This is a genomic window from Arenimonas malthae CC-JY-1 (genome assembly GCF_000747075.1).
Lineage (GTDB): Bacteria > Pseudomonadota > Gammaproteobacteria > Xanthomonadales > Xanthomonadaceae > Arenimonas > Arenimonas malthae.
In genome coordinates this window covers 43,992-52,987 of the sequence record NZ_AVCH01000213.1, presented here as the reverse complement: position 1 = coordinate 52,987, position 8,996 = coordinate 43,992, and the positions used below count along the sequence as shown (strand labels likewise).

At 64.2% G+C, this 8,996-nt stretch carries 20 protein-coding genes; all 20 read left to right on the top strand.

All coding sequences use genetic code 11. The features are described from left to right. Positions 1-306 precede the first annotated feature (306 nt). The 20 genes from rpsJ (at position 307) to rpmD (ending at position 8,990) form a co-directional block, all read left to right on the top strand. On the top strand, positions 307-618 hold the full coding sequence (rpsJ, locus tag N790_RS14530) for a 30S ribosomal protein S10 (RefSeq protein WP_022968186.1): 312 nt from the start codon (positions 307-309) through the stop codon (positions 616-618). A 10-nt stretch (positions 619-628) separates the two neighbouring features. Next, positions 629-1,276, top strand: a complete 648-nt coding sequence (gene rplC / locus N790_RS14525) for a 50S ribosomal protein L3 (protein WP_043805401.1) — start codon at positions 629-631, stop codon at positions 1,274-1,276. Positions 1,277-1,287: 11 nt separating this feature from the next. Beyond that, positions 1,288-1,890 carry a 50S ribosomal protein L4 gene (gene rplD / locus N790_RS14520; protein ID WP_043805399.1) on the top strand — a complete coding sequence of 201 codons (603 nt, stop codon included), beginning with the start codon at positions 1,288-1,290 and terminating at the stop codon, positions 1,888-1,890. Next, positions 1,887-2,180 carry a 50S ribosomal protein L23 gene (gene rplW / locus N790_RS14515; protein ID WP_043805415.1) on the top strand — a complete coding sequence of 98 codons (294 nt, stop codon included), beginning with the start codon at positions 1,887-1,889 and terminating at the stop codon, positions 2,178-2,180. Before rplD ends, rplW begins: the two co-directional genes overlap by 4 nt. A gap of 11 nt (positions 2,181-2,191) precedes the next feature. Next, the gene (gene rplB / locus N790_RS14510; protein WP_043805398.1) at positions 2,192-3,019 is read left to right on the top strand and encodes a 50S ribosomal protein L2; all 828 of its coding nucleotides are present in this window, start codon (positions 2,192-2,194) and stop codon (positions 3,017-3,019) included. Positions 3,020-3,025: 6 nt separating this feature from the next. Then, positions 3,026-3,298, top strand: a complete 273-nt coding sequence (gene rpsS, locus N790_RS14505) for a 30S ribosomal protein S19 (RefSeq protein WP_043805397.1) — start codon at positions 3,026-3,028, stop codon at positions 3,296-3,298. Positions 3,299-3,310: 12 nt separating this feature from the next. After that, the gene (rplV, locus tag N790_RS14500) at positions 3,311-3,646 is read left to right on the top strand and encodes a 50S ribosomal protein L22 (protein ID WP_043805396.1); all 336 of its coding nucleotides are present in this window, start codon (positions 3,311-3,313) and stop codon (positions 3,644-3,646) included. A gap of 16 nt (positions 3,647-3,662) precedes the next feature. Further along, positions 3,663-4,364, top strand: coding sequence for a 30S ribosomal protein S3 (gene rpsC, locus N790_RS14495; RefSeq protein WP_043805395.1), 702 nt, complete (start codon positions 3,663-3,665; stop codon positions 4,362-4,364). A gap of 6 nt (positions 4,365-4,370) precedes the next feature. Beyond that, positions 4,371-4,784, top strand: a complete 414-nt coding sequence (rplP, locus tag N790_RS14490) for a 50S ribosomal protein L16 (RefSeq protein ID WP_043805394.1) — start codon at positions 4,371-4,373, stop codon at positions 4,782-4,784. Between the two features lies 1 nt (position 4,785). Continuing rightward, a complete protein-coding gene (rpmC, locus tag N790_RS14485) occupies positions 4,786-4,971 on the top strand; it encodes a 50S ribosomal protein L29 (protein ID WP_043805393.1) in 186 nt (61 codons plus the stop codon). Positions 4,972-4,980: 9 nt separating this feature from the next. Beyond that, positions 4,981-5,244, top strand: coding sequence for a 30S ribosomal protein S17 (gene rpsQ, locus N790_RS14480; RefSeq protein ID WP_043805391.1), 264 nt, complete (start codon positions 4,981-4,983; stop codon positions 5,242-5,244). A 12-nt stretch (positions 5,245-5,256) separates the two neighbouring features. After that, positions 5,257-5,625 carry a 50S ribosomal protein L14 gene (gene rplN / locus N790_RS14475; protein ID WP_034213292.1) on the top strand — a complete coding sequence of 123 codons (369 nt, stop codon included), beginning with the start codon at positions 5,257-5,259 and terminating at the stop codon, positions 5,623-5,625. A 14-nt stretch (positions 5,626-5,639) separates the two neighbouring features. Further along, positions 5,640-5,954 (top strand): 50S ribosomal protein L24, encoded by a 315-nt coding sequence (gene rplX / locus N790_RS14470; protein WP_043805389.1) that lies wholly within the window; start codon positions 5,640-5,642, stop codon positions 5,952-5,954. 11 nt (positions 5,955-5,965) lie between these two features. Further along, on the top strand, positions 5,966-6,505 hold the full coding sequence (rplE, locus tag N790_RS14465) for a 50S ribosomal protein L5 (RefSeq protein ID WP_043805388.1): 540 nt from the start codon (positions 5,966-5,968) through the stop codon (positions 6,503-6,505). A 16-nt stretch (positions 6,506-6,521) separates the two neighbouring features. Continuing rightward, positions 6,522-6,827, top strand: a complete 306-nt coding sequence (gene rpsN, locus N790_RS14460) for a 30S ribosomal protein S14 (protein WP_043805387.1) — start codon at positions 6,522-6,524, stop codon at positions 6,825-6,827. A 67-nt stretch (positions 6,828-6,894) separates the two neighbouring features. Then, positions 6,895-7,290, top strand: coding sequence for a 30S ribosomal protein S8 (gene rpsH, locus N790_RS14455; RefSeq protein WP_043805386.1), 396 nt, complete (start codon positions 6,895-6,897; stop codon positions 7,288-7,290). 13 nt (positions 7,291-7,303) lie between these two features. Continuing rightward, a complete protein-coding gene (gene rplF, locus N790_RS14450) occupies positions 7,304-7,831 on the top strand; it encodes a 50S ribosomal protein L6 (protein WP_043805385.1) in 528 nt (175 codons plus the stop codon). A gap of 33 nt (positions 7,832-7,864) precedes the next feature. Next, on the top strand, positions 7,865-8,218 hold the full coding sequence (rplR, locus tag N790_RS14445; protein WP_043805384.1) for a 50S ribosomal protein L18: 354 nt from the start codon (positions 7,865-7,867) through the stop codon (positions 8,216-8,218). Positions 8,219-8,293: 75 nt separating this feature from the next. Next, complete coding sequence (rpsE, locus tag N790_RS14440; protein ID WP_043805383.1) at positions 8,294-8,815, top strand: 30S ribosomal protein S5; 522 nt, start codon at positions 8,294-8,296, stop codon at positions 8,813-8,815. Further along, positions 8,808-8,990 carry a 50S ribosomal protein L30 gene (rpmD, locus tag N790_RS14435; RefSeq protein ID WP_043805381.1) on the top strand — a complete coding sequence of 61 codons (183 nt, stop codon included), beginning with the start codon at positions 8,808-8,810 and terminating at the stop codon, positions 8,988-8,990. The genes rpsE and rpmD overlap by 8 nt, the downstream gene beginning before the upstream one ends. Positions 8,991-8,996 lie beyond the last annotated feature (6 nt).

Below are 8,996 nucleotides of genomic sequence, written 5' to 3'. Positions count from 1 at the left end.
ATCCGCGAGGGTGGCCGCACCGTTGGCGCTGGCGTGGTTGCCAAGATCATCAAGTAAGCGTATAGTGCGCGGCTCGGCACCCCTCCAGGGGGTGCCAACATACGAAATGAGGGGCAGGACGCCCCTCGTGTTCGCGCCCAGGACGGGCGAAGCTGGTGGAAACCGACCTGTTTGACAGGTTTGTTAACACGAGCTACACTTTCTTGCTCGGTGGACCATTCCTTGGTCCGCCGAGTTTGTTTTCCACGGGAAGCAGGGCCCCAGGCCCCTGGTTCCGACGCTCTTTACCGTAACAAGGACATCGCCATGGCGGACCAGAAGATCCGGATTCGGCTCAAGGCCTACGATCATCGTCTGATTGATCGTTCGGCTTCCGAAATCGTGGAGACGGCCAAGCGGACCGGCGCGCAGGTGCGCGGCCCGATCCCGCTGCCGACCAAGATCGAACGCTACACCGTGCTGGTGTCGCCGCACGTCGACAAGGACGCGCGCGACCAGTACGAGACCCGCACCCACAAGCGCGTGCTGGATATCGTTGACCCCAATGACAAGACCGTCGATGCGCTCATGAAGCTTGAGCTCGCGGCTGGCGTCGATGTCCAGATCAAGCTGACCTGAGGCAACCGCCATGACGACCAAAAATATTGGAATCGTGGGCCGCAAGGCGGGCATGAGCCGCATGTTCACCGAGGATGGCCGCTCCATCCCCGTGACCGTGATCGAGGCCAGCCCGAACCGCATCACCCAGATCAAGACCACCGAGACCGACGGCTACACCGCCGTGCAGGTCACCGCCGGCACCAAGCGCGCCGCGCTGGTGAACAAGCCGCTGTCGGGCCACTTCGCCAAGGCGAAGGTCGAGGCCGGCCGTGGCCTCTGGGAGTTCCGCATCGAAGACAAGGATGCGGGTAACTTCCAGGTGGGCGGCGAGATCAAGGCCGACATCTTCGAGGTTGGCCAGCTGGTTGACGTTGCCGGCATCACCAAGGGCAAGGGCTTCCAGGGCACCATCAAGCGCCACAACTTCAAGATGGGCGACGCTACCCACGGTAACTCGCTGTCGCATCGTTCGCCGGGCTCCATCGGCCAGCGCCAGACCCCGGGTCGCGTTTTCCCGGGCAAGAAGATGGCCGGCCACATGGGCGCCGAGCGCCAGAGCATGCAGAACCTGGAAGTGGTCAAGGTCGACGCCGAGCGCGGCCTGATCGCGGTCAAGGGTTCCGTTCCCGGTGCGCCGGGCGGCGACGTCGTCGTCCGTCCCGCGAGCAAAGGTTGAGGAGTTAGATAATGGAACTCGCCGTCATTGGAAGCGGTAAGGCGCTGTCGGTTTCCGACGCCGTCTTCGGCCGCGAATTCAGCGAGGACCTGGTGCATCAGGTGGTGGTTGCTTTCCGCAACGCCGGCCGTGCAGGCACCAAGGCCCAGCTGACCCGCTCGGAAGTCTCCGGCACGACCAAGAAGTTCAAGAAGCAGAAGGGCGGCGGCGCGCGTCACGGCGACTACCGCGCCCCGATCTTCGTGGGCGGTGGCGTGTCGTTTGCCGCCAAGCCGCGCAGCTTCGCGCAGAAGGTCAACCGCAAGATGTACCGCGCTGCCATCTGCGCGATCATCTCCGAGCTCAATCGCCAGGACCGCCTGAAGGTCGTCGACAGCTTTGATGTCGCCGAGCCGAAGACCAAGGCCCTGATTGCGAAGTTGAACGAGATGGGCGTCGCCCGTCCGCTGATCGTCACCGAGAACGGCACCGAAGCCCTGTTCCTGGCCGCCCGCAACCTGCCGTACGTGCAGGTCCGCGACGTCCAGGGCCTGGATCCGGTCGCCCTGGTCGGTGCCGAGAACGTGATCATGACCGCCGAAGCGGTCAAGAAGGTCGAGGAGTGGCTGGCATGAACATCAACATCCTCTCCGTGATCCGCGCCCCGCGCGTGTCTGAAAAGACCGCGCGCCTGCAGGAACAGAGCAACCAGTACGTCTTCGAAGTGGCGCAGACCGCGACCAAGGCCGACGTCAAGTCCGCCATCGAGTCGCTGTTCAACGTCAAGGTCGAAGCGGTCAACGTGGTGAACGTGAAGGGCAAAGCCAAGGCCTTCCGTAACCGTGCCGGCCGCCGTGGCGACTGGCGCAAAGCATACGTTCGCCTGGCCGATGGCCAGACGATCGACGTGATGGCCAAGGCCTGAGGTAGGAACCCATGGCACTACAGACTTTCAAGCCGACCTCGCCTGGCCGCCGCGCCATGGTGCGCGTTTCCACCGCCGGCCTGCACAAGGGCGGCCCGCTGGAATCGCTGGTCGAAAAGAAGAGCAAGACCGGTGGCCGTAACAACTACGGTCGCATCACCACCCGCCACATCGGCGGTGGCCACAAGCAGCATTACCGCATCATCGACTTCAAGCGCGACAAGGAGGGCATCCCCGCCCGTGTCGAGCGCCTTGAGTACGATCCGAACCGCACTGCGCACATCGCGCTGCTGTGCTATGCCGACGGCGAGCGCCGCTACATCATCGCTCCCAAGGGCCTGGCCCAGGGCGACCAGGTGATCGCCGGCAAGGATGCGCCGATCAAGACCGGCAACAGCCTTCCGCTGCGCAACATGCCGGTTGGTTCGACCGTGCACTGCGTCGAGATGAAGCCGGGCAAGGGTGCCCAGCTGGCCCGCGCCGCTGGCGCCGGTGCCCAGCTGATTTCCCGCGACGGCGGCTACGCCACGCTGCGCCTCCGCTCCGGCGAGATGCGCAAGGTGCCGGCCGACTGCCGCGCCACCATCGGCGAAGTCGGCAACGTCGAGCACAACCTCGAGAAGCTGGGCAAGGCTGGTGCGGCACGCTGGCGCGGCGTCAAGCCGACCGTGCGCGGCGCGGCCATGAACCCGGTCGACCATCCGCACGGCGGTGGTGAGGCCAAGGCTGGCCAGGGCAACCCGCACCCGGTGTCCCCGTGGGGTACCCCGGCGAAGGGTTACAAGACGCGCAAGAACAAGCGCACCCAGAAGTTCATCGTGCGCGATCGTAGGGGTTGATAGGCCATGGCACGTTCTCTTAAGAAAGGTCCCTTCATCGACCACCACCTCGTCAAGAAGGTGGAGGCCGCCCAGGGCAGCAGCAAGAAGCCGATCAAGACCTGGTCGCGTCGTTCCATGATCTCGCCGGAAATGGTCGGGCTCACCATTGCCATCCACAATGGCAAGGTGCACATCCCGGTCCTCGTGAACGAGAACATGGTTGGCCACAAGCTCGGCGAGTTCGCCCTGACCCGTACCTTCAAGGGTCACGGCGGCGACAAGAAGTCGGGCAAGTAAGGGGATATGACTATGGAAGCCAAAGCCATTCTCCGTACCGCCCGGATTTCGCCGCAGAAGGCCCGCCTGGTCGCCGACCAGGTCCGTGGCATGCAGGCCTCCCGCGCCTACGAGCTGCTGCAGTTCTCCGACAAGAAGGCCGCCCACATGATCGGCAAGGTCCTGTGGAGCGCCATCTCGAACGCCGAAAACAACCTCGGCGCTGACATCGACGAGCTCAAGGTCTCGACCATCATGGTCGACGAGGGTCCCGTCCTGAAGCGCTTCATGGCCCGCGCCAAGGGCCGCGGCACCCGCATCCTCAAGCGCACCAGCCACATCACTGTGGTTGTGGGCTCGGGCAAGTAAGGCAGGGACGACGAATATGGGTCACAAAGTTCATCCGACCGGAATCCGCCTGGGCATCGCCAAGGATTGGAATTCCAAGTGGTTCGCCAACAAGCGCGACTACGCCCAGTACCTCACCTCGGACCTGAAGGTCCGCGAGATGCTGCGCAAGAAGCTCGCGCAGGCTGGCATCTCCAAGATCCTGATCGAGCGTCCCTCGAAGAGCGCCCGCGTCACCATCCACTCGGCTCGCCCGGGCGTGGTGATCGGCAAGCGCGGCGAGGACATCGAGAAGCTGCGCAAGGAAGTCTCGGACATCATGGGCGTCCCGGCGCACATCAATGTCTCCGAGGTCCGCAAGCCCGAGCTGGACGCCCAGCTGGTGGCCGAGTCGATCGCGCAGCAGCTCGAGCGCCGCATCATGTTCCGCCGCGCGATGAAGCGCGCCGTGGGCAACTCGATGCGCCTCGGCGCCCTGGGCATCAAGGTCAACGTCGCCGGCCGCCTCAACGGCGCCGAGATCGCGCGTTCGGAGTGGTACCGCGAGGGCCGCGTGCCCCTGCACACCCTGCGCGCCGACATCGACTACGGTTTCGCCGAGGCCTCGACCACGTACGGCATCATTGGCGTCAAGGTCTGGATCTACAAGGGCGAAGTGTTTGACTTCAGCCAGGTCGGCCAGGAGAAGGTGGAAGAGCGCACCGAGCGCCCGTCCCGTCCGGCGAAGGAAGCGAGGTAATCCGCCATGCTGCAACCCAAGCGAACCAAGTACCGCAAGGTCTTCAAGGGCCGCAACGACGGCCTGAGCTGGAACGGCTCGGCCGTCAGCTTCGGCGAGTTCGGCCTCAAGGCCACCTCGCACGGCCAGCTGACCGCGCGCCAGATCGAGGCGGCCCGCCGCTCGATCAGCCGTTACGTCAAGCGTGGCGGCAAGATGTGGATCCGCGTGTTCCCGGACAAGCCGATCACCAAGAAGCCGATCGAAGTGCGAATGGGCGCCGGTAAGGGCAACGTCGAGTACTGGGTGGCCCAGATCGCCCCTGGTCGGATGATCTACGAGATCGAGGGCGTGGACGAGGCGACGGCTCGCGAGGCTTTCCGCCTGGCTGCCGCGAAGCTCTCGGTCACCACCACTTTCGTGACCCGGACGGTGCGCTGATATGGAACTCAAGGAACTGCGTAACAAGTCGGCGGCCGAGCTGAAGGCCCATCTGCTGGACCTGCACAAGGAACAGTTCGCCCTGCGCATGCAGAAGGCGACTGGCCAGCTGAGCCAGCCCCACAACATCAAGCGGGTCCGTCGCGAAATCGCGCAGACGATGACCCTGCTGACCGACAAGAAGTAAGGGCGAGCTATGAGCGATAATGCCAACCAGCTGCGCACGGTCGAAGGCCGCGTCGTCAGCAACAAGATGAACAAGACCGTCACCGTGCTCGTCGAGCGCCAGGTCAAGCATGCGCTGTACGGCAAGTACATCCGCCGCTCGACCAAGCTGCACGCGCACGACGAGGACAACGCCTGCAACGAAGGCGACGTTGTCCGCGTCACCGAGTGCCGCCCGCTTTCCAAGACCAAGAACTGGCGCGTGGTGGAAGTCATCACGCGAGCCGGTAAGTAAGGAGGCCCGGAAATGATTCAGGTACAGAGCTACCTCGAGGCCGCCGACAACTCCGGCGCCAAGGAAATGATGTGCATCAAGGTGCTCGGCGGCTCCAAGCGCCGTTACGCGCACATTGGCGACATCATCAAGGTCACCGTCAAGGACGCGATCCCGCGTGGCAAGGTCAAGAAGGGCGAGGTCTACGACGCCGTCGTGGTCCGCACCCGTTCGGGCGTCCGCCGTGCCGATGGCTCGCTGATCCGCTTCGACGGCAACGCCGCCGTCCTGCTCAACAACAAGCAGGAGCCGATCGGCACCCGCATCTTCGGGCCCGTGACCCGTGAGCTTCGTTCCGAGAAGTTCATGAAGATCGTGTCGCTCGCTCCCGAAGTGATCTGAGGGAAGGAACAGACATGAACCGTATTCGCAAGGGCGACCAGGTGATCGTGATCGCCGGCGCCGACAAGGGCAAGAAGGGTGAGGTTGTTCGCGTCGCGGGCGACAAGGTCGTCGTGCAGAACGTCAACATCATCAAGCGCCACACCAAGCCGAATCCGCAGGCGAACATCGCCGGCGGCATCGTCGAGCGCGAGGCGCCGCTCCACATTTCCAACGTGATGCTGTTCAACCAGGCCTCGGGCAAGGGTGAGCGCATTGGTTTCAAGGTGCTCGAGGATGGACGCAAAGTGCGTGTGTTCCGCTCGAGCGGTGAGGCGGTTGACGCCTAAGGAATGATGCCATGACCCGGCTTGAGAAGATTTACAAGGAAGAGGTTCTGCCGAAGCTCATCGAGCGCTTCGGTTACAAGAACGTGATGGAAGTTCCCCGCATCACCAAGATCACGCTGAACATGGGCGTGGGCGAGGCCGTGGGCAACAAGAAGATCCTGGAAAATGCCGTCGCCGACATGACCAAGATCGCCGGCCAGAAGCCCATCACCACCAACGCCCGCGTTTCGGTGGCGAGCTTCAAGATCCGTGACGGCTGGCCGATCGGCTGCAAGGTCACCCTGCGCCGCGCCAAGATGTACGAGTTCCTGGATCGCCTGATCAACGTCTCGCTGCCGCGCGTGCGCGACTTCCGTGGCGTGTCGGGCCGTTCCTTCGACGGCCGTGGCAACTACAACATGGGCGTCAAGGAACAGATCATCTTCCCGGAGATCGATTTCGACGCCGTCGACGCCATGCGTGGCATGGACATCGCCATCACCACGACGGCGAAGACCAACGAGGAAGCCAAGGCGCTGCTCGAGGCCTTCAACTTCCCGTTCCGCAACTGATCCGAGGACTACCCAGATGGCCAAGACTTCGATGGTGAACCGCGACGTCAAGCGCAAGAAGCTTGTCGCGAAGCACGCCACCAAGCGCGCGGAACTGAAGAAGATCATCAGCAGCACCACCGCCTCCTACGAGGAGAAGATGGATGCCGCCACCAAGCTGCAGAAGCTGCCGCGCGACTCGAGCCCGAGCCGCGTCCGCAACCGCTGCGAACTGACCGGCCGCTCGCGCGGCGTGTACAGCAAGTTCGGCCTCGGCCGCAACAAGCTGCGCGAAGCCACCATGCGTGGCGACGTGCCGGGCCTGCGCAAGGCCAGCTGGTAATCGCCGGCCCCCTCCGGGGGGCTTGCGGATATCGGTGCTCCCACACCTAGGAACAAGGTAAGCAAAAATGAGCATGACTGATCCCATTGCCGACATGCTGGTGCGCATCAAGAATGCGCTCGCCGTCGGCAAGCCGCAGGTTTCCATGCCTGCCTCCAAGATGAAGCTGGCCATCGCCAACGTGCTGAAGTCCGAGGGTTACATCGGCGACTTCCGCGTGAACGGCGAAGGCGCCAAGGCCAAGCTCGAGATCTCCCTGAAGTACTACGAAGGCAAGCCGGTGATCGAGCGCCTCGAGCGCGTCTCCCGTTCGGGCCTGCGCCAGTACAAGGGCAAGAGCGACCTTCCGAAGGTGCTCGCCGGCCTCGGCGTCGCCATCATTTCCACCTCCCAGGGTCTGATGACCGATCGCCAGGCCCGCGCTGCGGGCGTGGGCGGCGAAGTCATCTGCCTCGTGGCCTAAGGAGGACTGACCCATGTCCCGCGTTGCCAAGAAGCCGATCTCCCTGCCGAAGGGCGTCGAGTTCAACGTTTCCAACGACCAGGTCGTCGTCAAGGGCCCGAAGGGCTCGCTGAGCCTGGCCAAGCCGGCCGGCGTCGAGTTCAAGGTCGAGAACGGCGTGCTGCAGCTGTCCGCCGCCGAGGCCGCCAACATCCCGATGGCCGGCACCGCCCGCGCCATCCTGGCCAACATGGTCACCGGCGTTGCCGAGGGTTTCACCCGCAAGCTCGAGCTGGTCGGCGTCGGTTACCGCGCCGCCATGCAGGGCAAGGACCTCAACCTCAGCCTGGGTTTCTCGCACCCGGTCGTGTTCGTGGCGCCGGAAGGCATCACGCTCGCCACCCCGACCCAGACCGAGATCCTGGTCACCGGCGCCGACAAGCAGCTGGTGGGCGAGGTCGCGGCCAAGATCCGCGCCTTCCGCAAGCCTGAGCCGTACAAGGGCAAGGGCATCCGCTACTCCGGCGAAAAGATCATCATGAAGGAAGCCAAGAAGGCCTAATCGGGCACTTCAGCTTCCCAAAGGTAAAAGACCATGGAAAAGAACACCGCCCGTCTCCGTCGCGCCAAGACCACCCGCGCGCACATCCGCAAGCTCGGTGTCGCCCGCCTGTCGGTGCTGCGCTCGGGCCAGCACATCTATGCCCAGCTGTTCACGGCCGATGGCTCCAAGGTGCTGGCTTCCGCCTCCACCGTGCAGGCCGACGTCAAGGAAGGCCTCAAGGGCAGCAAGAACATGGAGGCTGCCGCCAAGGTCGGCCGCACCATCGCCGCCAAGGCGCTGGCCGCGGGCATCGACAAGGTCGCCTTCGATCGTTCGGGCTACCGCTACCATGGCCGCATCAAGGCCCTGGCCGACGCCGCCCGCGAGGGTGGCCTGCAGTTCTAAGCCCACGGGCTTGAGTTCCAAGATCCAACCACAACCATAAGCGGCCAAGTGCCGTAAGCAACCTCAGGAATCCACATGAGCAGCAACGAGCGCGATCGCAATCGCGGCGAAAGCGACGACGGCTTCATCGAGAAGCTGGTCGCCGTGAACCGCGTGTCCAAGACCGTCAAGGGCGGTCGTCAGTTCACCTTCACCGCGCTGACCGTCGTCGGCGACGGCGCGGGCAAGGTTGGTTTCGGCTACGGCAAGGCCCGCGAGGTCCCGGTGGCCATCCAGAAGTCCATGGAGTACGCCCGCAAGGCGATGGTCTCCGTTGACCTGGACAATGGCACCCTGTTCCACCCGGTCAAGGCCAACCATGGTGCCGCCCGCGTGTACATGCAGCCGGCTTCCGAGGGTACCGGCGTGATCGCCGGTGGCGCCATGCGCGCCGTGCTCGAGGCCGTGGGCGTGAAGAACGTGCTGGCCAAGGCCGTCGGTTCCCGCAACCCGATCAACCTGGTGCGCGCCACCGTGAAGGGCCTGGCTGCCACCCAGTCGCCGGCCCGCATCGCCGCCAAGCGTGGCAAGAAGCTTGAGGAGATCCTCAATGGCTGAGAAGACCGTCAAAGTCCGCCTGGTCAAGGGCCTGCGCGGCTGCCAGGAGCGCCATCGCATTTCGGTGCGCGCCCTGGGCCTGAACAAGGTCAATGACGTCCGCGAGCTCAAGGACTCCCCGTCCGTGCGCGGCCTGATCAACCAAGTGCATTACCTGGTGCGCGTCGAGTCCTGAGCGCCC